This is a genomic window from Streptomyces sp. NBC_01476 (assembly GCF_036227265.1).
Lineage (GTDB): Bacteria > Actinomycetota > Actinomycetes > Streptomycetales > Streptomycetaceae > Actinacidiphila.
In genome coordinates this window covers 2,060,145-2,086,120 of sequence record NZ_CP109446.1, presented here as the reverse complement: position 1 = coordinate 2,086,120, position 25,976 = coordinate 2,060,145, and the positions used below count along the sequence as shown (strand labels likewise).

The 25,976-nt window shown below is 71.8% G+C and carries 21 protein-coding genes; 10 read left to right on the top strand and 11 right to left on the bottom strand.

Going from position 1 to position 25,976, the window contains the following annotated elements; all coding sequences use genetic code 11:
* Window positions 1-170: 170 nt before the first annotated feature.
* Window positions 171-5,666, top strand: coding sequence for a pullulanase-type alpha-1,6-glucosidase (gene pulA, locus OG552_RS09115; protein ID WP_329131084.1), 5,496 nt, complete (start codon window positions 171-173; stop codon window positions 5,664-5,666).
* Between the two features lie 146 nt (window positions 5,667-5,812).
* A complete protein-coding gene (locus tag OG552_RS09110) occupies window positions 5,813-6,301 on the top strand; it encodes a GNAT family N-acetyltransferase (protein ID WP_329131082.1) in 489 nt (162 codons plus the stop codon).
* A 21-nt stretch (window positions 6,302-6,322) separates the two neighbouring features.
* Here the strand turns inward: OG552_RS09110 and OG552_RS09105 are convergent, their stop codons facing one another.
* Together OG552_RS09105 and glnII are read right to left on the bottom strand one after the other, a co-directional pair.
* Window positions 6,323-8,275 carry a hypothetical protein gene (locus OG552_RS09105; RefSeq protein WP_329131079.1) on the bottom strand — a complete coding sequence of 651 codons (1,953 nt, stop codon included), beginning with the start codon at window positions 8,273-8,275 and terminating at the stop codon, window positions 6,323-6,325.
* A gap of 180 nt (window positions 8,276-8,455) precedes the next feature.
* Window positions 8,456-9,475, bottom strand: a complete 1,020-nt coding sequence (gene glnII, locus OG552_RS09100) for a glutamine synthetase (RefSeq protein ID WP_329131077.1) — start codon at window positions 9,473-9,475, stop codon at window positions 8,456-8,458.
* Between the two features lie 250 nt (window positions 9,476-9,725).
* On the opposite strand from glnII, the gene OG552_RS09095 reads away from it, so the two are divergent.
* The 4 genes from OG552_RS09095 to OG552_RS09080 all read left to right on the top strand — a co-directional run bounded on the left by OG552_RS09095 (window position 9,726) and on the right by OG552_RS09080 (window position 12,607).
* Entirely contained in the window at window positions 9,726-10,100 is a 375-nt protein-coding gene (locus OG552_RS09095) for a 5-carboxymethyl-2-hydroxymuconate Delta-isomerase (RefSeq protein WP_329131075.1), read from the top strand.
* A gap of 2 nt (window positions 10,101-10,102) precedes the next feature.
* Window positions 10,103-10,978, top strand: a complete 876-nt coding sequence (locus OG552_RS09090) for a Gfo/Idh/MocA family protein (RefSeq protein WP_329140683.1) — start codon at window positions 10,103-10,105, stop codon at window positions 10,976-10,978.
* Window positions 10,979-11,101: 123 nt separating this feature from the next.
* Complete coding sequence (locus OG552_RS09085; RefSeq protein ID WP_329131072.1) at window positions 11,102-11,467, top strand: hypothetical protein; 366 nt, start codon at window positions 11,102-11,104, stop codon at window positions 11,465-11,467.
* Between the two features lie 132 nt (window positions 11,468-11,599).
* On the top strand, window positions 11,600-12,607 hold the full coding sequence (locus OG552_RS09080) for an NADPH:quinone reductase (RefSeq protein WP_329131070.1): 1,008 nt from the start codon (window positions 11,600-11,602) through the stop codon (window positions 12,605-12,607).
* Window positions 12,608-12,658: 51 nt separating this feature from the next.
* On the opposite strand, the gene OG552_RS09075 is transcribed toward OG552_RS09080, so the two are convergent.
* The 3 genes from OG552_RS09075 to OG552_RS09065 all read right to left on the bottom strand — a co-directional run bounded on the left by OG552_RS09075 (window position 12,659) and on the right by OG552_RS09065 (window position 14,787).
* On the bottom strand, window positions 12,659-13,126 hold the full coding sequence (locus OG552_RS09075) for a Clp protease N-terminal domain-containing protein (RefSeq protein ID WP_329131068.1): 468 nt from the start codon (window positions 13,124-13,126) through the stop codon (window positions 12,659-12,661).
* Window positions 13,127-13,134: 8 nt separating this feature from the next.
* Complete coding sequence (locus OG552_RS09070; RefSeq protein WP_329131066.1) at window positions 13,135-13,329, bottom strand: helix-turn-helix domain-containing protein; 195 nt, start codon at window positions 13,327-13,329, stop codon at window positions 13,135-13,137.
* Window positions 13,330-13,542: 213 nt separating this feature from the next.
* Window positions 13,543-14,787 carry a serine hydrolase gene (locus OG552_RS09065; protein WP_329131064.1) on the bottom strand — a complete coding sequence of 415 codons (1,245 nt, stop codon included), beginning with the start codon at window positions 14,785-14,787 and terminating at the stop codon, window positions 13,543-13,545.
* A gap of 248 nt (window positions 14,788-15,035) precedes the next feature.
* Here OG552_RS09065 and OG552_RS09060 point away from each other — a divergent pair, with 248 nt between their 5' ends.
* Complete coding sequence (locus tag OG552_RS09060; protein WP_329131062.1) at window positions 15,036-17,027, top strand: galactose-binding domain-containing protein; 1,992 nt, start codon at window positions 15,036-15,038, stop codon at window positions 17,025-17,027.
* Window positions 17,028-17,168: 141 nt separating this feature from the next.
* On the opposite strand, the gene OG552_RS09055 is transcribed toward OG552_RS09060, so the two are convergent.
* Together OG552_RS09055 and OG552_RS09050 are read right to left on the bottom strand one after the other, a co-directional pair.
* Window positions 17,169-19,493, bottom strand: coding sequence for a DEAD/DEAH box helicase (locus OG552_RS09055; RefSeq protein ID WP_443071152.1), 2,325 nt, complete (start codon window positions 19,491-19,493; stop codon window positions 17,169-17,171).
* Window positions 19,494-19,577: 84 nt separating this feature from the next.
* On the bottom strand, window positions 19,578-19,820 hold the full coding sequence (locus OG552_RS09050; RefSeq protein WP_329131060.1) for a hypothetical protein: 243 nt from the start codon (window positions 19,818-19,820) through the stop codon (window positions 19,578-19,580).
* A gap of 150 nt (window positions 19,821-19,970) precedes the next feature.
* Here OG552_RS09050 and OG552_RS09045 point away from each other — a divergent pair, with 150 nt between their 5' ends.
* On the top strand, window positions 19,971-20,840 hold the full coding sequence (locus tag OG552_RS09045) for an NAD-dependent epimerase/dehydratase family protein (RefSeq protein ID WP_329131058.1): 870 nt from the start codon (window positions 19,971-19,973) through the stop codon (window positions 20,838-20,840).
* 149 nt (window positions 20,841-20,989) lie between these two features.
* Complete coding sequence (locus OG552_RS09040) at window positions 20,990-21,388, top strand: TOBE domain-containing protein (protein WP_329131056.1); 399 nt, start codon at window positions 20,990-20,992, stop codon at window positions 21,386-21,388.
* A gap of 163 nt (window positions 21,389-21,551) precedes the next feature.
* Here OG552_RS09040 and OG552_RS09035 read toward each other — a convergent pair whose 3' ends face one another.
* The 3 genes from OG552_RS09035 to OG552_RS09025 form a co-directional block, all read right to left on the bottom strand.
* Complete coding sequence (locus tag OG552_RS09035) at window positions 21,552-22,412, bottom strand: Fpg/Nei family DNA glycosylase (RefSeq protein ID WP_329131054.1); 861 nt, start codon at window positions 22,410-22,412, stop codon at window positions 21,552-21,554.
* Window positions 22,413-22,475: 63 nt separating this feature from the next.
* Entirely contained in the window at window positions 22,476-23,195 is a 720-nt protein-coding gene (locus OG552_RS09030) for a Fic family protein (RefSeq protein ID WP_329131052.1), read from the bottom strand.
* A complete protein-coding gene (locus OG552_RS09025) occupies window positions 23,192-23,566 on the bottom strand; it encodes a hypothetical protein (RefSeq protein ID WP_329131050.1) in 375 nt (124 codons plus the stop codon). Before OG552_RS09025 ends, OG552_RS09030 begins: the two co-directional genes overlap by 4 nt.
* 133 nt (window positions 23,567-23,699) lie before the next feature.
* Between OG552_RS09025 and OG552_RS09020 the strand changes: the two genes are divergently transcribed.
* A complete protein-coding gene (locus OG552_RS09020) occupies window positions 23,700-24,290 on the top strand; it encodes a flavoprotein (RefSeq protein ID WP_329140679.1) in 591 nt (196 codons plus the stop codon).
* A gap of 138 nt (window positions 24,291-24,428) precedes the next feature.
* Here the strand turns inward: OG552_RS09020 and glnA are convergent, their stop codons facing one another.
* The gene (glnA, locus tag OG552_RS09015) at window positions 24,429-25,838 is read right to left on the bottom strand and encodes a type I glutamate--ammonia ligase (protein ID WP_329131048.1); all 1,410 of its coding nucleotides are present in this window, start codon (window positions 25,836-25,838) and stop codon (window positions 24,429-24,431) included.
* Window positions 25,839-25,976: the final 138 nt, after the last annotated feature.

Below are 25,976 nucleotides of genomic sequence, written 5' to 3'. Positions count from 1 at the left end.
CCTGGAAACCCTTACAACATCTTGCTGAAATCCGCCCGGGAGGGATACCGTCCCGGTCAACTCCGGCACCGACGCCGGAGCGGCACCCGGTTTCCAGGCGCGTGGGTCCGGGCGCGAGGCCTCCCCTTCTCCGTCGCCCCGGCGGCGGACAGCCGCAAGGAGAACCGCCCGTGGCCCAGCAGCTCAGGCTGCCCCCGCCGCCTTCCCCCCGGCGCCGCCGCGCCGCCGCCGTCACCGCACTCACCGCGCTGGTGGCCCTGCTGGGGCCGAACGCGTCCGCGCACGGCGCGCCCCGGAATCCGCCGCCGCCCCCGTCCGACAAGGCGCTCGCCGCGCAGCCCGCGCGGCACGACGACACGCGCGAACAGTTCTACTTCGTCATGCCGGACCGGTTCGCCGACGGCGACCCGTCCAACGACCGGGGCGGGCTGACCGGGAGCCGGCTGACGACCGGTTACGACCCCACCGACAAGGGGTTCTACCAGGGCGGCGACCTCAAGGGGCTGACGCGGAAGCTGGATTACATCAAGGGCCTGGGCACCACCGCCATCTGGATGGCGCCGATCTTCAAGAACCAGCCGGTGCAGGGGACGGGTACCGACGCCTCGGCGGGCTACCACGGCTACTGGATAACCGACTTCACCCAGGTCGACCCGCACTTCGGCACCAACGACGACCTGAGAAGACTGATCGCGACCGCCCACGCCAAGGGCATGAAGATCTTCTTCGACGTCATCACCAACCACACCGCGGACGTGGTCGGCAACACCGCCGCCACCTACGACTACCTCTCCAAGGGCGCTTTCCCGTACCTCGACAAGGACGGCACCCCCTTCGACGACGACGCCTACGCCGACGGCAGCCGCCCCTTCCCGGCCGTCACCACCGCCTCCTTCCCGCGCACCCCGACCGTGCCCGCGGACCGGAAGGACGCCAAGGTCCCGGCGTGGCTCAACGACCCGGCGATGTACCACAACCGGGGCGACTCGGCCTTCGCCGGCGAGAGCGCCGACCAGGGCGACTTCAGCGGGCTCGACGACCTGTGGACACAGCGGCCCGAGGTCGTGCGCGGCATGGAGAGGATCTACCAGAAGTGGGTCGCGGACTACGCCGTCGACGGCTTCCGGATCGACACCGTCAAGAACGTCGACCTGCCGTTCTGGACCCAGTGGGCCACCGCACTCGACACCTACGCGGCCCGGCACGGCCGGAAGAACTTCTTCATGTTCGGTGAGACGTACGACGCCGACCCGGCCGTCACCTCGCCGTACGTCACCCAGGGGCGGCTGGACGCGACCCTCGACTTCCCGTTCCAGGACGCGGCCCGCGCCTACGCCTCACAGGGCGCACCGCCGAGCCGGCTCGCCAACGTCTACGGGCAGGACTACCGCTACACCACCGACAAGGCCAACGCGTACGAGGAGGTCACCTTCCTCGGCAACCACGACATGGGCCGGATCGGCTCCTTCCTCCGGCAGGACAACCCGCACGCGGACGACGCCGAACTCCTGCGCCGCGACCAGTTCGCCGACGAGGTGATGTTCCTCGGCCGCGGCAACCCGGTGGTCTACTACGGCGACGAGCAGGGCTTCACCGGCGCGGGCGGCGACAAGGACGCCCGGCAGACGATGTTCGCCTCGCAGGTGCCCGACTACCTCGACGACGACGAGATCGGCACGGACCGCACGGCGGCCAGGGACGCGTACGACCCCACCCACCCGCTCTACCGGACCATCGCCGCCCTGTCGAAGCTCACCAAGGACCACCCGGCGCTCCGGGACGGCGTACAGACCGAGCGGTACACCGCACCCGGCACCGCCGCGGGCGTCTACGCCTACTCGCGCACCGACCCGCGTACCCGCGACGACTACCTGGTGGCCGTCAACAACGCCACCACCGCGCGGACCGTCACCGTGCCGACCGGCAACAAGGGCGTCTACCGCGGCATTTACGGCGCCGGCGGTTCGCTGAATGCCACCGGTGGCACCGTGACGATCACAGTGCCGCCCCTGCGAGCCGTCGTCTACCAGGCCACCACGCCCCTGCCCGTGGCACCGTCCGGGCCCGCGATCACCCTGACCGCCCCCGCCCCCGGGGCGACCGGCACCACCGTCATCGGCGCGGACGTGACCGGCGGCGGCCTCAACCGGGTGGTCTTCGCCGCCCAGACCGGCAACGCGCCCTGGCAGGTGCTGGGTTCGGCCGACCACGCCCCCTACCGGGTCACCCAGGTCCTCACGGCCCCGGCCGGAACACCCGTACGGTACAAGGCCGTTGTCGTCGACTCGGCCGGCCGCACGGCAGCCGCCACCGCCGCCACGGTGGCCGGCGCCCCGCCGGTCACCACGCCGCCCACCGCGGTCAGCCGCGACTACGCGGTCGTGCACTACCAGCGCGGCGACGGCGCCTACGCCGACTGGAACCTGTACGCCTGGGGCGACCTCGCCGACGGCGAAGCCACCACCTTCCCGGCCGGCCACCCCTTCACCGGCCGCGACGCCTACGGGGCCTTCGCCTATGTGAAGCTGAAGCCCGGCGCCACCGGGGCCGGCTTCCTCGTGGTCGACAAGAACGGCGTGAAGGACACCGCCGCCGACCGCACCATCGACCTCTCCGCCACCGGCGAGGTCTGGATCAAGCAGGGCAGCCCGGACGTCGCCACCACCCCACCGGACGGCGCCTACCCGCCGCAGGACCCCGCCAAGGCGGTGATCCACTACCACCGGGCCGACGGCGACTACACCGGCTGGGGCCTGCACGTGTGGGCCGGCGCCGCCGAGCCGACCGAGTGGACGGCGCCGCTGCGGCCGACCAGAATCGACCCGTACGGCGCCGAGTTCGACGTACCGCTGGCCGCCGGGGCCACCGCGCTCAGTTACATCATCCACAACGGCGACACCAAGGACCTGCCCAGCGACCAGTCGCTGGACCTCACCGGCACCGGTCACGAGGTGTGGCTGCTGGACGGCACGGCCAACCACCTGCTGCCGCAACCCAAGGGACCGGAAGCCGACGTGGACCTCTCCACGTCCGCGGCCCAGTGGATCGACCGGAACACCGTCGCCTGGCGGACCGCCGTCCCCTCCGCCTCCCAGCAGCTCGTCTACGCCCCCGACGGCGGCATCACCGTCAAGGACGGCGCCCTGTCCGGCGAAGGCCACTGGCTGCGGCTGGCGAAGACCGACCTCACCGCGGCGCAACTCGCCAGGTTCCCGCAGCTGAAGGGCTACACCGCCTTCACCGTCGACCCCCGCGACCGCGGCAGGACCGACGACGCGCTGCGCGGCCAGCTGATCGCCACCCGGCGCGCCGCCAACGGCGCGCTGCTGGCCGCCACCGGCGTACAGACCCAGGGCGTCCTCGACGACCTCTACGCGGGCAAGGCCCAGCACGCGGCTCTCGGGCCGGTGTTCCGGCACGGCACCCCCAGCCTGTCGCTGTGGGCGCCGACCGCCCGCACCGTCTCGGTGGAGATCGCCGGCCGGACCGTGCCGATGCGGCGGGATCCGGCGAGCGGCGTCTGGTCGGTGACCGGTCCCACGTCCTGGACGGGGAAGGCGTATCTCTACGACGTGACCGTCTGGGCGCCCAGCGCCGGGCAGTTGGTGGTCAACAAGGTCACCGATCCGTACGCGGTCGCGCTGACCGCCGACTCGCGGCAGAGCCTGCTGGTGGACCTGGACGACCCGGAACTCGCCCCCGCGGGCTGGGCGCGGCAGCGTAAACCCGCGGCCGTGCCGATCAGCCGGGCCCAGATCCAGGAGCTGCACATCCGGGACTTCTCGATCGCCGACGCCACCGTCCCGGCGCCGGACCGCGGCAAGTACACCGCGTTCACCGCCACCCACTCGGCCGGCATGACCCATCTGACCGACCTCGCCAAGGCCGGCATCACCCATGTCCACCTGCTGCCCGCCTTCGACTTCTCCAGCGTCCCCGAACAGGCGAAGGACCAGAGCGCCCCCGACTGCGACCTGGCCTCCTACGCCCCCGACAGCGACCGGCAACAGGCGTGCGTGGCCTGGACCAAGGCCACCGACGCGTACAACTGGGGCTACGACCCCTTCCACTACACCGTCCCCGAGGGCTCGTACGCCAAGGACCCCGAAGGGGCCGGCCGGACGGTGGAGTTCCGGCAGATGGTGCAGGGGCTCAACAACGCCGGGCTGCGTGTGGTGATGGACGTGGTCTACAACCACACCGCGGCCAGTGGCCAGGACGGCGCCTCCGTGCTCGACAAGATCGTGCCCGGCTACTACCAGCGGCTCATGCCCGACGGTTCGGTGGCCACCGGCACCTGCTGCTCCGACACCGCGCCCGAGAACACGATGATGGGCAAGCTCGTGGTCGACTCGATCGTCACCTGGGCAAGGGAGTACAAGGTCGACGGCTTCCGGTTCGACCTGATGGGCTTCCACCCGAAGGAGAACATCCTCGCCGTCCGCAGGGCGCTCGACGCCCTCACCGTCGCCCAGGACGGAGTCGACGGCAAGAACATCATCCTTTACGGCGAGGGCTGGAACTTCGGCGAAGTCGCCGACGACGCCCGCTTCGTCCAGGCCACCCAGGCCAACATGGCCGGCACCGGCGTCGCCACCTTCTCCGACCGGGCCCGCGACGCGGTGCGCGGCGGCAGCCCCTTCGATGCCGACCCGGGCGTCCAGGGCTTCGGCTCCGGCCTCTACACCGACCCCAACTCCTCGGCCGCCAACGGCACTCCGGCGGAGCAGAAGGCGCGCCTGCTGCACTACCAGGATCTGATCAAAGTCGGCCTCACCGGCAATCTGAGCCGCTTCACCTTCACCGGCTCCGACGGCCGACAGGTCACCGGCGCCGAGGTCGACTACAACGGCGCCCCCGCCGGCTACGCCGACGCGCCAGGCGACGCCCTCGCCTATGTGGACGCGCACGACAACGAAACCCTCTACGACGCCCTCACCTACAAACTCCCGGCCGCCACCTCAGCCGCCGACCGGGCCAGGATGCAGGTCGTCGCCGAGTCCACCGCCGCCCTCTCCCAGGGCCCCGCGCTCTACCAGGCGGGCTCCGACCTGCTGCGCTCCAAGTCGCTCGACCGCAACTCCTACGAGTCGGGCGACTGGTTCAACGCCATCCACTGGACCTGCGACCAGGGCAACGGCTTCGGCCGGGGTCTGCCCCCGGCCGCCGACAACCAGGACAAGTGGCCCTACGCCAGGCCCTTGTTGACCAATCCCACCGCCACCCCCGGCTGCGCGCAGATCAACGCCGCCTCGGCCGCGTACCAGGACCTGCTGCGGATCCGCACCGCCGAGCCCGCGTTCCACCTCAGTACGTCGGCCGAGGTCCAGCGGCAGCTCTCCTTCCCGCTGTCCGGCACCGGCGAGACGCCCGGCGTGATCACCATGAAGACCGGTGACCTCGTCGTCGTCATCAACGCCACCCCGCAGCGCCAGGACCAGCGGATCGCCTCCCTGGCCGGCACGCGCTACGCCCTGCACCCGGTGCAGGCGCACGGGGCCGACCCGGTGGTGAGGACCGCCGGCTACGCCCCCTCGTCCGGCACCTTCACGGTGCCCGCGCGTACGGTGGCGGTATTCCAACAGGGTGTTCAAGACGGCGTTCGAGGCGGCGTTCAACTCGGCGTTCAACTCGGCGTTCACGACGGCCGGACGACCTCCGGCTGATCCGCGGCGGGCCGGTCCGGGTCCTGACCCCCGGTCCGGCCCGCCGCGGGTCCCTTCCGCCGGCGACCGGTTACCCAAACGGTGAGAAGCGTCACTTCCGGCCACTTCCGGGGAACTGAATCGCCGCCCTGGGCGTCCATGTACCCATGAGCAAATCGCCCGTCGTGATCCGGCCCGCCCTCATCGAGGACCTGGACGCCATCTGCGACGTCCACGCCCGGGCCCGGGCGACGTACTACCGGGGCCACCTGCCGCCCGAGGCGTACAGCGGCCCCGAGGAACTCGAACGGCAGCGCGTCGGCACCCAGCAGGCGATCACCTCGCGGGAGCGGACCGTACTCTGCGCGGTCCGCGACGACCACGTGGTGGGCTTCGCCGTCCTCGGCGCCCGCTTCGACGGCGACAAGCTCTTCCACTTCCACATCGACCCCGAGGTGTGGCGCACCGGCACCGGCACCGCCCTGCACCGCGCCTGCGTCGAGGTGTGGCGGGCCGCCAAGCTCGCGGTCGCCAGTCTGGACGTCTTCGCGCCGAACGCCAGGGCCCGGGCCTTCTACGCCAGTCAGGGCTGGGACGAGGACACCCGGGAGGGTGACAACGTGACGATGGTGCTGCGGCTGCGGACCGGAGAGTGAGCGCTCCGCCCGCCGGCCGGGTCAGTCCCCGGTCAGCGGGGAGAGCGTGCCGCCGCTCTTCAGCCTGGCGCTGAGCGCCGGACGGCTCCCGGGCGGCGCCGGGGTGGCGAGAAACGGTCCGTCCGCGGTGGCGTCCACCCCGTCGGAAGCGGTGATCCGGGTGACGTCCCGGCTGCCGGCGGCGAGCAGATACCAGTGCCCGGCCGGGGACTTCCACATCACCCCGGCCATCACCTCCCGCCCGAAGGGGCCGCACGCGCGCCCGCCGGTCTGCTGACCGGCCACCGTGCCGGGCGCGGTCGCCGCGACGTCCGGGGGTACGAACCGCACCGTCGCCTGCCCCGGGCCGCGCCAGGTGTCGGCGCGGTCGCAGGTCCAGGCCGCGTCGCCGCGGCCTTCGGGCAGCGGGGTCCTGGCGAACTCCCACGCGTCGACCGACCGCACGCCCTGCCCGCGCAAGCCGCCCAGCCGGCATGCGCCGTGCGCCCAGCTCTCCAGCGCCTGCGTGCCGGTGACCTCCCCCGGCTGCCCGGCGGGCACCCCGGCGGTGGGCGGCGGGCTGAAGGTGAGGTGGACGGGGGTGAGGTCACCGAGGTCGGTGAGGAGGAACGTCTGCCGCTGGGCGACCTCGGGGGAGGAGCGCAGCCGCATCACCGGCCACGCCGTGCCGCAGCTCCCGGCCGGCGCGCCCGCACCGGGCATCGCCACCGGGTCGGTCACCCCGTCCGCCGAGCGGTGCAGCGCGGTTCCCCGCCGGTCCGGCCGGAGCAGGTCGCGGTACTGCGCGTCCGCCACCCAGGGCGCGGTCAGGAAGCGGGCGTTGCCGTCCACCCGGTTGACCACGACCGCGGCCGCGGTGGTGATGTCCGCGTCCTGCACCTGGGCGAAGTCCAGCGCGGCCCGGCCGTTGCCGCTGCGCGGCTGGGCGAAGCGGACCAGCCGCAGACCGTCGTGGAACAGGACCACGGTCGCGTTGTCGACGTCGCCCGCGAAGAGCAGCTGGGGCGGCCGGGCGGGTCCGGTACGCGGGGTGCCGGGCGTGGCGCTGACGTCCACATCCGGCCCCGGGTTCGCCCAGACCGCCAACGCCCGTGCCAGCAGCGCCTTGTCGGAGGTGCGGCCGCCGCGGGCCGGCCAGGCGGTGAAGTCCATCCGGTCCGTTCTCGTCCAGGCGTCCGGCGCCACCCGGACCAGCGCCGCCGGGTCGGTGTCGTACGAGGCGCCCGCGGGCGTACCGGCGGCGGCCGTGTACTGGGGTGTGCTCCCGTCGCTCCACACCGACATGAGCAGCCCGCCGGCCACCACCATCACGACCGCCGCGAGCCCGATCCGCACCCGCTGCCTGCGGCGGAGCAGGTCCGTCGGGCGGGCCTGGACCGTGGCGGGGTCGAACTCCGCCGATGCCAGCAGCCGTTGCACATCAGGTACGGCCGCCACCGCGGCCGCAGCGCGCAGCGCGCCCGGCGGGTCGGCCGCCCCCGCCGCCGCCAGCAGTGCCCGGGCGTGCGCCGCGTCCAGCCGCTCGGCCGTCCGCAGCGCGAAGGCCGCCCGGGCCTCGGGCCGCAGCGCGGACAGCGCGCGGTCCAGGGCGAGTTCGCCGTCGTCCCCGACCCGGGGGTGCACCCGGAGCCCCAGCACCTGCGGCGGCCGTACCGCTTCCAGCGCCGTACGCCACCGGCCGTACGCCCCGAACTCCAGTGCCCCGCGGAGCACTTCGCGGCGCAGGAGGCCGTACGCCCCGCCCGCGACGGGTGCCGGGGTGCCGGACCGGGGCAGCGCCCGCTGCACGAGGCGGTGTGCCACCAGCACTCTGCGGTGCTTGCCGAGGCCGGCCGGCAGGGTCAGATACGCCAGCCGTACCAGCCGCGGATAGTGCTCGACCAGCGCGGCTTCCGCCTCTTCCACCGCGACGGGACGGGAGCCGGCGGGAATCCCGGAGGCGGACGTGGTGGCTTGTTGTGGTCGCGTGTTCACGCGGTGTCAAACGAGTGGTTCATCCGATGGTCACTCGAAACGGCGCCGGGCGGCACCGGAAGGGCGGAGCACACAGGAAGGGCGCCCACCTCCCGGCGGGCGCCCTTCCTGTCACAACTGCTCTGTCACGACTGCCGTGTCAGCACTGCCGTGTCACAACTGCCGTACGGAACCGACCGGTCAGACCAGTCCGGCCTTCTCCAGGGCCGTGCCGCAGGTGTCCACGATCAGCCGGGTGACGACGTACGGGTCCATGTTGGCGTTCGGGCGGCGGTCCTCGATGTAGCCCTTCTGGTCCACCTCGACCTGCCACGGGATACGGACCGAGGCGCCGCGGTTGGAGACGCCGTAGCTGTACTCGTTCCACGGCGCGGTCTCGTGCGCACCGGTCAGCCGGGCCTCGACACCGGAGCCGTAGTGCTTGATGTGCTCCAGCGGCTTCTCGTCGCGGCCGAGCGACTCGGCGGCCTCGATGATCGCCGCGTAGTTCTCGCGCATCGCCTTGGTGGAGAAGTTGGTGTGCGCGCCCGCGCCGTTCCAGTCGCCCTTGGCCGGCTTGGCGTCCAGGGTGGCGGAGACGCCGAACTCCTCGGCGGTGCGGTAGAGCAGCCAACGGGCCACCCACAGCTGGTCGGAGACGTCCAGCGGGCTGAGCGGGCCGACCTGGAACTCCCACTGGCCGGGCATGACCTCGGCGTTGATGCCGGAGATGCCGAGCCCCGCGGTCAGGCAGTTGTCGAGGTGCTTCTCGACGATCTCGCGGCCGAAGATCTCGTCGGCGCCGACACCGCAGTAGTAGCCGCCCTGCGGGGCGGGGAAGCCGCCCTCGGGGAAGCCGAGCGGGCGCGAGCCCTTGAAGAAGGTGTACTCCTGCTCGATGCCGAACAGCGACTCCTGCCCGGCGAACTTCTCCGCGACATCGCGCAGCGCGGCGCGGGTGTTGGACTCGTGCGGGGTGCCGTCGATGTTGAAGACCTCACACATCACCAGCACGTCGTTCTCGCCGCGGAACGGGTCCTTGTAGGAAGCCACCGGCTTGAGTACGCGGTCCGAGGCGTGACCCTCGGCCTGGTTGGTGCTGGAACCGTCGAAGCCCCAGATGGGGAGCTCGGCGCCATCGGCGAGGATCCTCGTCTTTGAGCGCAGCTTCGCGGTCGGCTCGGTGCCGTCTATCCAGATGTACTCAGCCTTGTAGGTCACGGTGAAGCCATCCTTAACGAACGTGATCGCGGGTGCGGGCCGGGCTGCCGAGCGGCACTGATCGGCCGGGTGCAGCGTCGCAAGTCCGCTTTTCCCGGCTGTTGCCCGGCCGTTAACCACGTGTGAACGCGGACCCGGCACCACCAGGGTGACCAGCGGGTACGGCTCAACCGCAACTTGCGGTCACGTGCGTCACCCGGTGAACGTACCGGCGGCGGGCCGCATCCGGGCGGGCGGCACAATGGGCGGCATGCCGCACATCACCGTCGTGTACTCCGGGACCGTCGCCGACGCCTTCGACCGCCCCGCCTTCGCCAAGGATCTGCACGAGACGCTGGTCACTGTCGCCGGGGGCCGCCTCCAGGGCTGCAAGACCCGCTTCCTGCGGCTGGAGGAGACCTGGATCGCCGACGGCTCGCCGTACTACGCGATGATCCATGCCGAACTGGCCCTGCTGGCCGGCCGCACCGCGGAGGTCAAGCGCGAGACGACCGGGGCGGTGCTCGCCCTGCTGCGGCGGCACACCGCCGTGATCCCCGCGGTGGAAGTGCAGTTCTCCGTCGAGTGGCGGGATGTGGACGGCGACTCCTATGCCAGGCACGACGAGCCCAAGGTGACCTCATGACGATCCGTTTCGGCCTGCTCGGCACCGGCCCTTGGGCCTCGATGACCCACGGCCCCGCGCTCGCCGCCCACCCCGGGGTGGAATTCGCCGGGGTGTGGGGCCGCAGGCCCGAGGCGGCAGCCGAGGTCGCGGGCGCCTTCGGGGTGCGGGCCTATGACGACGTGGAAGCCCTGATCGCGGACGTCGACGCGGTGGCGGTCGCCCTGCCGCCCGCGTTCCAGGCGCCGCTCGCGGTCAGGGCGGCGAAGGCCGGCCGTCATCTGCTGCTGGACAAGCCGCTGGCGGCGACCGTCGATGACGCGCACGCGGTGGCCGACGCGGTAACCGGGAGCGGGGTGGCCTCCGTGGTCTTCTTCACCCTGCGCTTCGACCCGGCCTCCGCCCGGTGGATCGACCAGCAGGCGGCGACCGGCGACTGGTACCTCGGCCGCGCCGACTGGTACGGGTCGGTGTTCGGCGACGGCGCGAGCCCGTTCGCCGACTCGCCCTGGCGCCGGGAGAAAGGCGGCCTGTGGGACGTGGGCCCGCACGCGCTGTCCGTCCTGCTGCCGGTGCTCGGCGACGTCACCGAGGTGCACAGCGCCCGCGGGGCGGGCGACACCACGCATCTGACGCTTCGTCATGAGAGCGGCGCGTCGAGTACCGCGGTGCTCACCCTGACCGCGCCGCGAGCCGGCGCCGGCGTGGCGATCGAGTTCCGCGGCACGCACGGGGTCGCCACCTACCCGGAGGGCGTCAGCGGGCCTGCCACCGAATCCTTCGGCCACGCGATCGACACGCTGATCGCGGCGGTCGCCGGCGGCCCCAACCCGTGCGACGCGCGGTTCGGTGCGCGGGTCACCGAGATCCTCGCGGCGGCGGAGGCGGGCTTGCGGTAACCAGGGGGAGCGGGAGCGTGCCCTGGCGGGAAACCACCGCAAACCTGACGTACGTAAAAGATCAGGCCAAGGGCGCGCTCTCACCCCTTCCGGTCGCCGGGACCGGTGTCTATGGTCGTTGGCATGAAGGCTGCGGACTGGTGGTCGATAGAGATCCTGGACGCCGAACACGCGGTGATCCCGGCCGCGTCCTGGCGTGACGCGTACGCGCAGACGCTCGCCGAGTCGCTGGTGACCAATGGCGCGGCAGGCTGGAAATGGTTCGAGCACAGCTGGGGTGTGGTGCTCGAAGTGGCGTTCACCAAGGAACGCGACTGGCTCCTGTGGAAGTCACTGCCCGGCACCCAGGCCGCCCTGGACGCGGTCCCCGATCCGCTCTCCGGCCTGCTCATCCACCGCGGCCACGGCGGCGCCTCGGGGACGTACGTCCCCCGCGTGCCGCGGATCGCACCGGCCGCCGACCGGGTCGCGCTGCCGGAACCGTCCTGAGCACCGGGCCGGTGTGACGCCGGCTCAGCCCGTCCGTCCGGGGCGTGCGGCGGGGCGGATGCCGCGGACGGCGCACCGAACGGAGCAGCGGAGTCCGGGAAGAATCGCGCCTGCCGGTACCTTGTACGGCTCATGAAGGCGATCATCTACACCACCAGTGGCAGCAGCGACGTGCTCTCCCTCGCCGACCGGCCGCAGCCGGAGCCGGGGCCGGGCGAAGTGCGCGTGCGGGTATGGCTCTCCGGCGTCAATCCGACCGACTGGAAGGTCCGGCAGAACGCGTCCCCGGACGCGGAGCAGGTCCCGAACCAGGACGGCGCCGGGGTGATCGACGCCGTCGGCCCCGGCGTCCCGGAGAACCGGATCGGCGAGCGGGTCTGGATCTGGGAGGCGGCGTACAAAAGGGCGGGCGGCACCGCCCAGGAGTATGTGACGCTGCCCTCCCGGCAGGCCGTCGCGCTGCCGGAGCACGCCTCCTTCGAACTCGGCGCGAGCCTCGGCATCCCGGCGCTCACCGCCCACCGGCTGCTGACCGTCGCGGACGGCGGGCCGCAGCGGCTCGCGGTCGGCGCGCTCGACGGCCGTACGGTGCTGGTGGCCGGCGGCGCGGGCGCGGTCGGCAACGCGGCGATCCAGCTCGCGCGCTGGGCCGGCGCCACCGTGATCACGACGGTGAGCAGCGCCGAGAAGGCGGCGCTCGCCACCGCGGCCGGCGCGCACCACGTCGTCAACTACCGGGAGCGGGACGCCGCCGCCGAGATCCGCCGGATCGCCCCCGACGGTGTGCACATCGTGGCCGAGGTCGCCCCCGGCGCCAACGCCGCACTCGATGTCGCGGTGACCGCCCCTGACGCGGTCGTCGCCTTCTACGCCGACGACAGCGGCACGATGACCGTTCCGGTCCGGCCTTCGATGTTCACCAACATCCGCTGGCAGGGTGTCCTGGTCTACACGGTGCCGCGGACCGCCAAGGACCACGCGGTGGCCGCGGTGACGGCGGCGGTCGCCGACGGGGCGGTCCGGGTCGGCGAGGAGGCGGGGCTGCCGCTGCACCGCTTCCCGCTGGCGAGGACCGGGGACGCGCACGCGGCGGTCGAGGCCGGGGCGGTCGGCAAGGTGCTGGTGGAGGTGGCGGAGTAGTGGTCTGCGCCCGTGCGCCGCACCGGCGTCCGGGCGGCCGTACGCCGCGGATCAGCAGCCCGCGAGCCGTTCGCGTACCGCGGGACCGCGCAGATTCAGCGCGGAGAGCAGGTCGGCGGCCGGGTCGGGATGGCGGGCGTTGAGGAGCGCGAGCAGCAGGTGCCGGGGCTCGATCCGGCGGCCCCTGCGCTCGTGCTCCGCCTCGTGCTTGGCGGCGCCGATCGCCGTGCGGGCCGCGGAGTTGAAGGGCAGGCGGCGCTGGCCGCGCACCGGGGGCGGCGCCAACGGGCCGTCCAGCCGGATGCCGAGCGAGGCCAGCGCGCCGCGGTCCAGCGACTCCAGGGCGTCCCGCCCCTCGGTGAGCGTGACACCGAGCGCGCGGGCCGGCGGGGCGGCGGGGTCGTGCAGCAGCGCGAGCAGCAGGTGATCGGTGCCGATCCGGCGGTCCCCCCGCAGGTTCGCCTCCTCCCTGGCCAGGTCGAGTACGGGCTTGAGACGGGTGGTGGCGGTGTCCGGCATGAGCGGCCTCACTTTCCGTACTTCGCGTGTACCGACTGGCGCGACACCCCGAGGGCGTCACCGATCTGCTCCCACGACCACCCCTGCCGGCGGGCCAGCGCCACATGCGCCGCCTCCACCTGCTCGGCGAGCCGGTGCAGCGCTCCGACGGCGCGCAGGCCGACGGCGGGATCGTCCGTATGCATGACCGCAGTGAGGTCCATAACTGTCAATCTAGACTGACAAGCGGAGGGCTGTCAATCCAGACTGACGGATGTCGTACGGTCCGGGCACCATGGCCGGGTGACCTTCTCCGCGCTCCCCGTCGTGCTCACGCTCCACGGTGCGCGGCTGCCCGGCCGCTCCTGCGCCGCCCCTCCCGGCTTCCCCGGCCATGACGGCATCCACGTCACGGCCCGGCCCCGGTCATGGCCGGATCACGACAGGCCGGCCACGAAGGACGTAGCCGCCGCGCTCGCCGCGTCCTCCACCAGATCGATGCCCTTCTGCTCCGAGCGCTGCCCCGACGACAGCACGCAGATCAGCAGCCGGTGGCCGTGATAGGTCACCAGGCCGATGCTGTTGATATCCCACAGCCCGGTGGCGGTGCGCTGCAGCCAGCCGTTCTTCAGGGCGAAGCCGGCGCCGTCGGAGTCGGCGGCCGAGACGCCCCAGCGCTGCCCGGCCGACACCGAGGTCATCAGCGACTTCACATAGCTGCGCGAGGCGGCCGACAGCGGTGAGCCGGAGCTGCCGAAGACCGCCCGAAGCAGGGCGAGTTGATCGACCGCGGTGGTCTGGGTGAGGCCCCACAGATCACCCGGGCCGCCCACGGTGTGGTGCAGCCCGAGGGTGGCGTTGCCGGCGGCGAGCCCTGATGCACCGCCGATGGTCTCCCACAGTTCCTCGGCCGCGTCGTTGTCGCTCACCTCGATCATCGACGTGGCCAGATTCCGCTCCCCGGCGCTCAGCGACGTTCCCCTGCGCTGGTGCCGGAGCAGCAGCGTGGCGAGGATGTCGACCTTGACGATGCTGGCGGTGTCGTACGCGCGGTCGTCGCGGTCGCTGTCGTACGTGGCGCTCGCGGTGCCGTCCAGGTCGGCGACGCCCACCGACATCGTGCCGCTGCCGCCGAGGTCCTTGACCGCCCGGGACAGGGACGTGCGCGGGTCGGCCGTGGTGGCGGAGGGGGACGGCGACGGGGCCGCGGGTGTTGTGGCCGGGGGCGGCGTGGTGGCCGGGGTCCGGCTCGGCGCCGGGCTGGACACCGGTGACTCGGCGGCCGGGGCGGGCGCTCGCGCGGCCTGGGTGAGTTCGGCGGCCGGCTTGGCATCTTCCGTACCGGGCCCGGGTGTTGACGAGTGGGCCGGCGACTGGACGATCGTGGTCAGGGTCAGCGCGGCCATCACGGCCAGGGCGCTGACCGACAGGACCATCTGCCGGGACCACAGCCGCTCCCGCCCGTCGCTGCCCGGGGTCTGCGCGTCGTCGTCCGCCGACGGGACCAGGCGGTCCGGCGTGGTTATGCCGTCCGGCGGGACCAGGCGGTCCGGCGTGGTTATGCCGTCCGGCGGGACCAGGCGGTCCGGCGTGGTTATGCCGTCCGGCGGGGCTGTGCCGCCCTCGCTGTCCCCACTGTCCCCGCCGTCCGCGCTGGTGTCCGGCGACCGTTCCTGGCTCATGGGGAGCACCGTATGAACGAATTCTTTGCCTGCGCTGAGATCCCGGTCTCAATCGTGTGAATCCCGTGCGAGACCGCCATCTGGGCGCTTCTTGCGCGACTTCTGTCAATTATTTCGCCTTACGTTCGATCTATTGCGCGAACGTAACCCCTTCGTTACGATCCCCCGCACCAGACTTCCGATCCGCTGCCGATCCCCCCATCAGCCGCGCACCGGCGGGAGTCGACGCCGATCGGAGGAGAGTCCAGATGGGTGTGTCACGTCGTATGTTCCTGGGCACGGCGGCCGGAGGTTCGGCCGCTGTGGGTCTGGCCGCGCTGGGTGTGGTCGGTCCGGTGTCGTCGGCCGGTGCGGCGCCGGCGGCGAGTGGTCCGGGTGATGTCGTCGGCAAGGTCTCGGTCGGGTATCAGGGGTGGTTCGCGTGCCCGGGTGACGGTGCGCCGATCAACTCCTGGTGGCATTACAGTGCGAACGGCGGGCAGCCGCCGGCGCCGTCGAACACCACGATCGTGGCGTGGCCGGATGTGCGGGAGTTCAGCCGGACGTATCACTCGGGGTACGCGAATCTCGGCAACGGGCAGCCGGCGGACCTCTTCTCCTCCTACGACCAGCAGACCGTGGACACGCATTTCCTGTGGATGCAGCAGAACGGCATCGACACCGCGGCGCTGCAGCGGTTCAACCCGGTGGGCGGTGAGGGGCCGACGCGGGACGCGATGGCGGCCAAGGTGCGCAGTGCGGCGGAGTCGCACGGCCGGAAGTTCTACATCATGTACGACGTGACCGACTGGACGACCATGCAGTCGGAGATCAAGAACGACTGGACCGCCAAGATGAAGGCGCACACCGCGTCGTCGGCGTATGCCACGCAGAACGGCAAGCCGGTGGTGTGTATCTGGGGCTTCGGCTTCAGTGACGACAAGCGGCCGTTCGCGCCGGCGCCGTGTCTGGATGTCGTCAACTGGTTCAAGGACCAGGGGTGTTATGTGATCGGCGGGGTGCCGACCTGGTGGCGTACCGGTGACCGTGATTCCCGTCCCGGGTTCATCGATGTCTACCACGCCTTCCACGCGCTGTCGCCGTGGCTGGTGGGCCGGATCGGGAATGTCGGGGACGCGGACAACTTCTACAACGTGGCGACGGTTCCGGATCTGGCGGACTGTGCGGCGCACGGCATCGACTATCTGCCGTGTGTGCTGCCGGGTGCGGTGACGCTGCGGCAGCGGGCGCACGGGGATTTCATGTGGCGGCAGTTCTACAACATGAAGCGGGCGGGGGTGCAGGGGATCTACATCTCGATGTTCGACGAGTTCAACGAGGGCAATCAGATCGCCAAGACCGCGGAGTCCGCGGCGTGGCTGCCCACTGATTCGGGGATGCTGGCGCTGGACGAGGACGGTACGGCGTGCTCGTCGGACTACTATCTGCGGCTGACCGGGGACGGTGGCCGGATGCTCAAGGGACAGATCGCGCTGACCGCGACCCGCCCCACCCAGCCCGTCGTCACCGGCGGCGACACCGTACCGCCGACCGCGCCCGGCAACCTCCGCGTCACCGCGCACACCAGCAACTCCGTCTCCCTGGCCTGGAACGCCGCGACCGACAATGTCGCCGTCACCGGCTACCGGGTGATGAGCGTCACTGGCGCCTCCACCACCCCGGTCGGCAGCACCGCGGGCAACGTCACCGCCTTCACGGTCACCGGCCTGACCCCGTCCACCTCCTACACCTACGACGTACAGGCCCTGGACGCCGCCGGCGACATCTCGCAGCCCTCCAACCAGGTCACCGTCACCACCGACGCCGGTGCCCCGCCGGCCGGCAACCTCGCGGCGGGCAAGGCCATTTCGGCCAGCAGCCAGACCCAGGTGTACTTCCCGGGCAACGCCAACGACGGCAACCCCAGCACCTACTGGGAATCGGCCAACAACGCGTTCCCGCAGTGGCTCCAGGTCGACCTCGGCGGTTCCCCCTACCCGGTCAAGCGGCTGGTGCTGAAGCTGCCGCCGGCCACCGCCTGGGCCACCCGTACCCAGACCATCTCCGTCCAGGCCGGCACCTCACTGCCGCCGGCCACCCAACTGCCCAACGCCGCCTACACGTTCGACCCGGCGTCCGGCAACACCGTGACGATCAGCCTGCCGGCCACGGTCAGCGCCCGCTACATCCGGCTCAACTTCACCGCCAACACCGGCTGGCCCGCCGCCCAGATCGCCGAGTTCGAGGTCTACAGCACCTGACCGGCGGTCCTCTCACCCCGGCCACGTGCGGTGCGGTGTCTCGCGTCGTCGCCGCCCCGCACGTGGCCGGCCCAGCGGGTGCCGTTGTCCGTACCCGGTCCATCAGCGCGCTGCCGGGTGCCCCGCCGGCCGCCGGCCCGATCACCGCCCGCCCGGCTGCCCGGAGGTCTCGGCGGGTTCGGCGGGCTCGGTGCTCCCGGCGGTCTCCCTGGCCTCGGGGGCTTCCGCCGCGCCGACGGCGTTCGCGGCCTTCGTCAGGCTCACCCGGTCCCCGGCGGGAGCCACTTCGCCGGACAGCCGCAGCTGTTCCGCCTCCACGACCAGACGGGCCAGCGACTGCTCCGATATGTCGAGGGCCTCCGGCGCCGAGTCGGCGGTGTCACTGAGCCGGGCATACGCGTCGAACGCACGGCTCTTGCCTGCCAGGATCTCCAGCATCCGCTGATCCACACTGTCCGCGCCGAGCAGCCGGTGCACCTGCACCCGGCGGACCTGGCCCATCCGGTGCGCCCTGGCGATCGCCTGCTCCTCCATCGTCGGCTTGATCTGCGGCTCGCAGAGCACCACCACCGAGGCCGCCTGCAGATTGAGCCCGACCCCGCCGGCCTGGATCTGCGCGACCAGCACCGCGTGGCCGGGGGAGGAGGCGAACGCGTCGGCCAGCCGCTGCCGTTCGGTCGCGGGCGTACTGCCGGTGATCGTGCCGGCCACCGCACCGCCGAGTGCCGCGGTCACCGTCTCCAGCACCTCGCGGAAGTAGGAGAAGACCACCACCTTCAGCCCGTTCTCGGCGGCCTCCTTCACGACCTCCCGCAACCGCGTCAGCTTCGCCGACCGGACCGGATCGGCGTACGCGGCCCGCCGCATCGCCATGAAGTTCCCGGCCGCGACCGCCTGCCGGTAGGCCGCCAGATCGGCCCTGGAGAGGTCCTCCCACTCGTCCACCCGGACCAGCTCGGGGAGTTCGCTGAGCACATCGACCTGATTGCGCCGCAGATACGCCGGACCGACCGCCTTGCGGAACGCCTGCGGTCCGGCCGCCGCCAGGCTCCGGCGGACCTGCGGCAGCAGCTCGGGCGAGACATAACCGACCAGATTGCGGAACTCCTCGACGCGGTTCTCCATCGGGGTGCCGGTGAGCAGCAGCACCCGGTCCGCCCGCGTCATCCAGGCCGCCAGCGCCACCGACCTGCGCGCCTCGGGGTTCTTGACGTAGTGCGCCTCGTCGGCGACGAGCATGCCCAGCGGCTCGCCCGGCGCGTCCCGCACCGGATCCAGCGCCCGCAGCGCCTCGTAGGTGGTCACCGCCACATCACCCGCCGACAGCCACTCCTTGAGCGCGAGCGCCCGGTCGGGGCCGTGCACCCGGTAGGCGCGCAGGGTGCTGCGGGACTCGATCTCGCGCAGCCAGTTCACCAGCACGCTCGCCGGGCAGACCACCAGGAAGTGCGTCCGCCCCTCCGCCTTGAGATGCGCCAGCGCCGCGACGGCCTGCACCGTCTTGCCCAGGCCCATCTCGTCACCGAGCACCACCCGCCGCTGGGCCAGCGCGAAGCGGGCCCCGAACGCCTGATACCCGCGCAGCGACACCCGGCGGTGCGTGTCGTCCAGCGGCTGCGCCCGTACCCGGTCGGCCAGTTCGGTGGGCAGGAAGCCCTGTGCCGCGGCGGCGTCCGGCGCCGGACCGCCGAACTCGCCCAGCAGCCCGTGGTATTCGGGGGCGCGCAGTTCGAAGTCGATCCACGCCTCGGTGGCGGCGTCCGGTCCCGAGCCCGACGCCCGCATCAGGTCCACCGACGCCTGCGTGAACATCAGCGCGAGGTCGTCCTTCTCCGCCGCCCGCAGCGTCGCGTCCAGTTCGGCCAGCGCCGTGCGGGCCACTTCCCGGCGCTCGCGCCCGGCCAGCAGCATGCTCAGCCGCCCCCGGGCCGGCCGGGCCGACGTCGCCAGTGCGAGCAGCCGCTGCTCCGTACGCCCCGCGGTCTCCCGCGCCCTGACCGTCTCCGGGCCCGCTTCCACCAGCCGGTGCAGGCGTACCACCAGCGCCCCGGTGAGTTCGTCCTCGCGGAGCTCCACGTCCAGCGGGACCGACACGGTCTCCTGCACGGCAAGCGCCAGTTGGGTGGCGGCGGCCCGCGCCTGCGCGACGGTGGTGGGACCGACCCCGGGAAGCCGGCTCAGCTCGTAAGGGCTCGCGTCGAAAACCTGCCCGACGCTGTCGTACCCGGCCTTCTCCAGCGCGGTGATCCGCAGCCGCCCCTCGGTGGCGTCGGCCAGCCGTCCGACGGGCATCGCGGCCAGCTCGCGGCGCACCAGCCTCATCCGGATCGGCGCGAGCGCCTCCTCGACCGCCGCGCGCGCCGCGTCGTACTCCGTGACGACGTGCCGCGCGGTCCCGCGCAGCCGCGCCGCCCGCGCGAACAGGGCGGTGGCTTCGCGCCCGACCCCGACACCCTCGTCCACGATCCCCTCCCTCGACCCCCCTCAGACTACGGGGACCCCCCGACACCGGGGCCCGGGTTCACCCGTCCCCGTCCCCGTCGCGGACCGTCACTTCGCCGGCGACGGCCGGCAGAGCACCGGGTTGGCCGGCTCCGCGCAGGGGCGGTCGCCGTGGGAGCGGATGATGTCCTGGCCGACCGAGTTGGTGAGGTAGCGCAGGAAAGCGGCAGCCGGCGAACCGGCCCGCGGATCGCCGTAGGTGTACGCGTACTCGGTCGCCCAGAACGGGTACGCGTCGTTGCCGGGAGTTGTCCACAGGGGGCGAAACGGGCGGGCGGACGGCTGTGGCAAGCTGTTGGAGCCGCGCCGGTCGAACGGCGGGGGCCGCCTGAACAGGGCGGATCGGTCGGGCGTCGAACGGCCGGGAGCAGTCGGTACGCAGAAGAAGATCCGCACGCACGCACGCGAAGCCAGCGCAAGAGAGAAGCACGGAGCCCGCTCATGAGCAGCAGCACAGTCGCCGTCACCGGAGCCAGCGGTAAGACCGGCCGCGTCGTCGTGGCAGATCTGCTGGCGCACGGCCACGAGGTCCTCGCCGTGGACATCGTGGCCGGCCCGGGCGACCGGGAACGGATGGCGGAGCTGGGGGCCCCGCTGCTCTGCGCCGACCTCACCGACTACGGGCAGACGGTCGACGCGCTGCAGGACGCCGACACGGTGATCCACCTCGCCAACATCCCGGCGCCCGGCCTCTTCCCTGCGGCCCACACCCTCAACGCCAACCTGGCGATGAACAACAACGTCTTCCTGGCCGCCGCCCAGAACAAGCTGAGCCGGGTGGTCTGGGCGTCCAGCGAGACCACGCTGGGCCTGCCCTTCGACACCCCGCCCCGCTACGCGCCGGTCGACGAGGACCACTACCCGTACCCCACCTCGACCTATGCCCTGTCCAAGACGGCAAGCGAGACCACGGCGGGGCACATAGCCGACTGGTCCGGCATCCCCTTCGTCGCCCTGCGGCTCTCCAACGTCCACGTCGAGCGGGACTACCGCTTCGTCCCCGGCTACTGGGGCGACGCGCAGCTGCGCAAGTGGAACCTGTGGGGTTACGTGGACGCGCGCGATGTGGCGCTGGCCTGCCGGCTCGCTCTGAACGCGCCGCTCACCGGCGCCCCGTCCTTTGTCATCGCGGCGGCGGACACGATCATGAACCGCCCCTCCGCGGAGCTTCTGGCGGAGGTCTTTCCCGAGGTCGAACTCACCCGGAAGATAGGCGAGTTCGAGACGCTGCTCAGCATCGAGCGGGCCCGCGAGGCCCTTGGCTACGTTCCCGAGCACTCCTGGCGGGACATCCTCCAGCAGGGGGCCTGACCCCTGGCCGCCGGGGATGCGGGGGCGTCCCTGCCTGTGTCCCTGCTGTGCCGGTGGCCGTGACCGTGCCGCGTCCTCGCGGCGTGTGTGCGGCGTCCTTCCGGCGTCCGTGCGGCTTTTCCGCGGCGGCCTGGGCCTAGGGTGGCGGCATGCAGTCGTACACCATCGGGCAGGCCGCCCGCCTGCTGGGCGTCAGCCCGGACACCGCCCGCCGCTGGGCCGACGCGGGTCGCGTCGCCACGCACCGCGACGAGGCCGGCCGGCGCCTCATCGACGGACGTGACCTGGCCGCCTTCTCGGTGGAACTCGCCCAGTCGCCCGGTGACTCCGACCCCGAGTCCTCCCGCACCACGGTCCGCAACGCCTTCCCCGGCATCGTGACCGCGGTCAAACTCGGTGACGTCGCCGCGCAGGTGGAGATCCAGGCCGGCCCGCACCGCCTGGTCTCCCTGGTCACCCGCGAGGCAGTGGAGGAGCTGGGCCTGGAGGTGGGCGCGGAGGCGATCGCCCGGGTCAAGTCGACAAACGTCCATATCGACCGCGTCTGACCGCTTGTGCGTGACCTACGTCACGGGTGCGGGGGGCGGGTGTGCCCCGGCCTTCGCGTGCCGCGGTGCCCTGCCGTTGCGTGTGGCGGGGGTGCGGGCGTGCATGCGGCCGGGTGTCGCCCGGGAGCGCGGGCCGGCGGCGGGCGTACGGGGGCGGCGGGCGCTACTTCAGCAGCCGGGACATCCGCCGGTCGGCCAGCGGTTTGCCGCCGGTCTGGCAGGTGGGGCAGTACTGGAGCGCGGAGTCGCTGAACGACACCTCGCGGATGGTGTCTCCGCAGACCGGGCACGCCTCGCCCTTGCGTCCGTGCACCCGCAGCCCGCTCTTCTTCTCGGCCTTCAGATCACGCAGCGGCAGCCCCCGGGACCGTTCCACGGCCTCGCCGAGTGTCGTCCCGATGGCCTCGTACAGCCGCCGGGTCTCCTCCTCGGAGAGCTTGGCGGCCAGCTTGAACGGGGACATCCGGGCCGCGTGCAGGATCTCGTCCGAGTACGCGTTCCCGATGCCGGCGATCACCCCCTGGTCCCGGAGCACGCCCTTGATCTGGCGCCGCTCGCCGGTCAGCATCCCCGTGAAGACCTCCAGCGTGAACGCCTCGTCGAACGGATCGGGACCCAGCCGCGCCACCCCCGGCACCTCCTGCGGATCCCGCACCACATAGACGGCCAGCCGCTTCTGCGTCCCGGCCTCGGTCACATCGAACCCGGCGCCGCCCTCCAGCCGGACCCGCAGCGCCAGTGGCCCCTTCCCCGGCCGCGGCGCCCCCTCCGCCAGCTCCTCACTCCACCGCACCCACCCCGCCCGGGCCAGGTGCATCACCAGATACAGCCCCCCGCCCCGCAACCCCAGGAACTTCCCGTACCGCTCCACCCCATCGAAGGTGACCCCTTCAAAAGCGGTCACCGCCGGCTCATAGGTCTTCAGCGCGTGCACCGCCACCGGCCACACCCGCTCAACACTCCTCCCGACAACTCTCTCCCCCAAAAACCCCCGCAGGGCCTCCACCTCCGGCAATTCAGGCATACCCCCAGTCTGCCCCACCCCTCCCCCCACCCCCCAGCTCCCGCCCCCCGACGCCCGGCGGGCTCACCGCGCGTACGGATCCGCCAGCGTCATGGGAGTGCGGGCGATCTCCAGGGAAGTCCCGGGGAACCGGTCGCCGGCCGTGTAGTACCGGGCCCGGGTGCGGCCGACCGGCTCAAGGACGTGTGCCGTCACGAGCTCGCGGAGGTCACGCTGGGCCTGCTGTGTGCTGAGACCCTCGGCATGCTCGTAGCGACTGCGGCGGACCCGCCCTGCCATGGCCACGTCGTGCAGCGCGGCCACCGTGCGCTCGTCGAAGCCGCTGCTCTCCGCGAATTCCGTGAGTGTCTCCCACACCCGCCCCGAACGGTGGAGCCGCCCTCGGACCGTCTGGGTCTGCTGGTGGTAGGCGGTCAGATTGAAGCGGATCCAGCTGGAGACGTCCTGGTCGGGGAGGTATTCGGCGCCGCGGTTCTGGAGTTCGCGGTAATACTCCCAGGTGTTGCCGGGCCGTCCCAGCCACGCCTCGACAGAGGAGAACTCCGGGGCGAGGACGCCCTCCCGGGCGATCAGGAGCGTCTGCAGCGAGCGGGACATCCGGCCGTTGCCGTCGGCCCACGGGTGGATGGAGACGAGATGCAGGTGTGCCATGGCAGCGCGCACGAGCGGGTGCGACCCGTCGTCGGTGTTGAGCCAGTCCACGAGTTGCCGCATGAGGTCCGGGACGCCTTCCGCGTCCGGTGCGGTGTACGCGGCGATGCTGGGATCGCGGGCGTCCGTCACATAGACCGGACCCCGGCGCCACTGGCCGGCCGGCGCACGCTGTGGCGGTGCCCTTGCAGCATCCAGTGCATCCCGTTGAGCAGGCCCTTGCTGTAACCGAAGTCCTCGACGTCATGGAGCGTCTGCACGTAGGTCATCATCCGCTGGTACGCGAGGGTCTCCTCACGGTTCTCCTCGGACACGTCGACCTCGTGCTCGCCCTCCATCAGGTCCTCCACGTCGACCGTGGAGACCTTGAACCCCTCGATCGAGTTCGACGCGGCCACCGCGTCGGCGGTGAGGAACTTCCGCAGCCGCGCGACCCACCTGGCCGGCGTTGCGCGCACCTGATGCCGCAGTGCCCGGCGCATCTGCTCAACGTCGCCGAGCACGCGCTCATCGTCTGGCCGCAGAGAAGGGGTGGGGAAGAGCATGCGGCAACGATGGTTTGACGTAATCACTGCGTCAAACTTTCGCCCGGGTGCGGCCGGCGGGATCAAGGGCAACAATGCGGGGGTGCGGGAGATGGTGCGGGACGGGGCGAGGGCGGGGCGGGGGGTGCTGGGGGTTGTGGGGGCGGCTGCCGGTGGGGTGGAGGGGCTGCGGACGGGGCTGGTGGAGCCCGCGATCGGGCGCGGCTGGCGGGTCGCCGTCACGCTGACGCCCACCGCGGGGACCTGGCTCCGGGCGATCGGCGAGGTCGAGCGGCTGGCGGAGGTGACCGGGCTGCCCGTGCGCGACCAGGGGAGGTTCCCCGGCGAACCCCGGCCGCACCCGCCCGTGGACTGCTACGTCGTCGCTCCGGCGAGCGCCAACACCGTCGCCAAACTCGCCACCGGCATCGCGGACAACCAGGCCCTCACCCAGCTCTGCGAGGCGCTCGGCATGCCCGACGTACCGGTCGTGGTCTTCCCGCAGGTGAACGCGGCCCACGCCCGCCACCCCGCCTGGGCCCACCACCTGGAGGTCCTGCGCCAGGCCGGCGTACACCTCGTCCAGGGCCCCGACGTCTGGCCGCTCCACGAACCCCGCGAGGCCCCCGCGGACCGCCCCCTCCCCTGGCCGGCCATCCTCGCCACCGCCGACCAGGCCGCCGACCACGCCACCGGCCACTGAGCCGGCCGTGCGGTCGCCGCCGCACCATCCCGCGGAGCCACCCGAACACAAGGCCGTGGGCCGCAACCTCGCGAGGAGGTGCGGCCCACGGCCTGCAGAGGGCCCGGGAGAGCGGGGGAGCGCTCGGGGCCGGGGAATTTAGATGTCGAAGTAGAGCTCGAACTCGTGCGGGTGCGGGCGCAGCTGGATCGGGGCGATTTCGTTGGTGCGCTTGAAATCGATCCACGTCTCGATCAGGTCCGCGGTGAAGACGCCGCCGGCCTGCAGGTAGTCGTTGTCCTCCTCCAGCGCGGTGAGAACGGCCGGGAGGGACGTCGGGACCTGGGGGACGCTCGCGTGCTCTTCCGGGGCGAGCTCGTAGAGGTCCTTGTCGATCGGCTCGGCCGGCTCGATCTTGTTCTTGACGCCGTCCAGGCCGGCCAGCAGCAGGGCGGAGAAGGCGAGGTACGGGTTCGAGGACGGGTCAGGGGCGCGGAACTCGACCCGCTTGGCCTTCGGGTTGGACCCGGTGATCGGGATCCGCATCGCGGCCGAGCGGTTGCGCTGCGAGTAGACCAGGTTGACCGGGGCCTCGAAGCCGGGGACCAGGCGGTGGTAGGAGTTCACCGTCGGGTTGGTGAAGGCGAGCAGCGAGGGCGCGTGCTTGAGGATGCCGCCGATGTAGTAGCGCGCGGTGTCCGACAGACCCGCGTAACCGGCCTCGTCGTAGAAGAGCGGGTTGCCGCCCTGCCAGAGCGACTGGTGGACGTGCATACCGGAGCCGTTGTCACCGAAGATCGGCTTGGGCATGAAGGTCGCGGTCTTGCCGTTGCGCCAGGCGACGTTCTTCACGATGTACTTGAAGAGCATCAGGTCGTCGGCCGCGGCCAGCAGCGTGTTGAACTTGTAGTTGATCTCCGCCTGGCCGGCGGTGCCGACCTCGTGGTGCTGGCGCTCGACCTGCAGGCCGCCCGCCTCCAGCTCCAGGGAGATCTCCGCGCGCAGGTCGGCGAAGTGGTCGACCGGGGGCGTCGGGAAGTAGCCGCCCTTGTAGCGGACCTTGTAGCCGCGGTTGTCCTCCAGCGCACCGGTGTTCCAGGCGCCCGCCTCGGAGTCGATGTGGTAGAAGGACTCGTTCGCCCGGGTCGCGAAGCGCGCGCTGTCGAAGACGTAGAACTCGGCCTCGGGGCCGAAGTACGCGGTGTCGGCGATGCCGGTGGAGGCCAGGTACGTCTCGGCCTTCTTCGCCACGTTCCGCGGGTCACGGCTGTACTGCTCGCCGGTGATCGGGTCGTGGATGAAGAAGTTGATGTTGAGCGTCTTGTCCTTGCGGAACGGGTCGACGCGGGCCGTGGAGAGGTCGGCGCGCAGCGCCATGTCCGACTCGTGGATGGCCTGGAAGCCGCGGATGGACGAACCGTCGAAGGCAAGCTCGTCGGTCGGGTCGAACGACGACACCGGCACCGTGAAGTGCTGCATCACACCGGGCAGGTCACAGAATCGGACGTCGACGAACTTGACGCCCTCGTCCGAGATGAACTTGTTGACGTCGTCGGCGTTCTGGAACATCCAACTCCTCCTAGGCCCGGCCCCTCGGGTCGGGTTGGCGATCGAGATGCGGCCAGTGCGGTGGCGCACACTGCCCCGACCATAGGGATCAGGGATTTCTCCAGCATGACCCATTTGTTTCTGAGGTGTTAACCGCTA

Bases quoted from the DNA above. Each gene is read 5' to 3' on its own strand.
- OG552_RS09040 (WP_329131056.1), top strand. From the start codon at position 20,990: ATGCAGTCGTACACCATCGGGCAGGCCGCCCGCCTGCTGGGCGTCAGC.
- OG552_RS09085 (WP_329131072.1), top strand. From the start codon at position 11,102: ATGAAGGCTGCGGACTGGTGGTCGATAGAGATCCTGGACGCCGAACAC.
- OG552_RS09035 (WP_329131054.1), bottom strand. From the start codon at position 22,412: ATGCCTGAATTGCCGGAGGTGGAGGCCCTGCGGGGGTTTTTGGGGGAG.
- OG552_RS09045 (WP_329131058.1), top strand. From the start codon at position 19,971: ATGAGCAGCAGCACAGTCGCCGTCACCGGAGCCAGCGGTAAGACCGGC.
- OG552_RS09065 (WP_329131064.1), bottom strand. From the start codon at position 14,787: ATGAGCCAGGAACGGTCGCCGGACACCAGCGCGGACGGCGGGGACAGT.
- glnA (WP_329131048.1), bottom strand. From the start codon at position 25,838: ATGTTCCAGAACGCCGACGACGTCAACAAGTTCATCTCGGACGAGGGC.
- OG552_RS09070 (WP_329131066.1), bottom strand. From the start codon at position 13,329: ATGGACCTCACTGCGGTCATGCATACGGACGATCCCGCCGTCGGCCTG.
- OG552_RS09110 (WP_329131082.1), top strand. From the start codon at position 5,813: ATGAGCAAATCGCCCGTCGTGATCCGGCCCGCCCTCATCGAGGACCTG.
- OG552_RS09095 (WP_329131075.1), top strand. From the start codon at position 9,726: ATGCCGCACATCACCGTCGTGTACTCCGGGACCGTCGCCGACGCCTTC.
- OG552_RS09075 (WP_329131068.1), bottom strand. From the start codon at position 13,126: ATGCCGGACACCGCCACCACCCGTCTCAAGCCCGTACTCGACCTGGCC.
- OG552_RS09060 (WP_329131062.1), top strand. From the start codon at position 15,036: ATGGGTGTGTCACGTCGTATGTTCCTGGGCACGGCGGCCGGAGGTTCG.
- OG552_RS09020 (WP_329140679.1), top strand. From the start codon at position 23,700: ATGGTGCGGGACGGGGCGAGGGCGGGGCGGGGGGTGCTGGGGGTTGTG.
- OG552_RS09080 (WP_329131070.1), top strand. From the start codon at position 11,600: ATGAAGGCGATCATCTACACCACCAGTGGCAGCAGCGACGTGCTCTCC.